Source organism: Streptomyces glaucescens (assembly GCF_002154375.1).
GTDB classification, from domain to species: domain Bacteria; phylum Actinomycetota; class Actinomycetes; order Streptomycetales; family Streptomycetaceae; genus Streptomyces; species Streptomyces glaucescens.
On sequence record NZ_MUND01000948.1, the window covers coordinates 1 to 551 of the forward strand.

The window sequence follows — 551 nt, forward strand, 5'->3', positions numbered from 1 at the left end:
CGGCGGTCAGGGTGGCAACGGGGGCCACCACGGCAAGTCCCCGAGCAACATCGTCGCGCTGCCCAGCGTGATCGCCCGCGGCGGACAGATGACGATCACCGTCGACGGCTGCCCGCGCGGCGGCACGGCCACGTCCGCCGCGTTCCCGACGACCACCCTCACCCCGATCCGCGGCGCCAACGAGACCGCCCGGGGCACCGCTACGATCCACCACAACGCCCGCCCCGGCTCGTACGACATCACGGTCCACTGCTCCGGCCGGACCCTCACCCGGCCGGCCGCCTTCACCGTCCTCGGCGGCGTCCGCGGCGGTATCGGCGGCAGCAGCTCCGAGGGTGCCACGCCGGCCGACATCGCCATCGGCGGCGGGCTGGTCGCGGCGGCCGTCATCGGCGGCGGAGTGTTCTGGATGCGGCGCCGCTCCGAGAAGCGGATCTGATCCGCCGAGCGGATCCGGCCGCACCTCCCCCGGACGGCACCGTCCGGACGTCGCGCACCCGCACAGGCCTTCGCCCCGGTCCCTGAGGGAGCCGGGGCGAAGGCCTGTGCGG

At 75.5% G+C, this 551-nt stretch carries 1 pseudogene; it reads left to right on the forward strand.

The features are described from left to right. Positions 1–439: pseudogene (locus tag CCN42_RS39615) on the forward strand (hypothetical protein); the annotation flags it as partial. Positions 440–551: the final 112 nt, after the last annotated feature.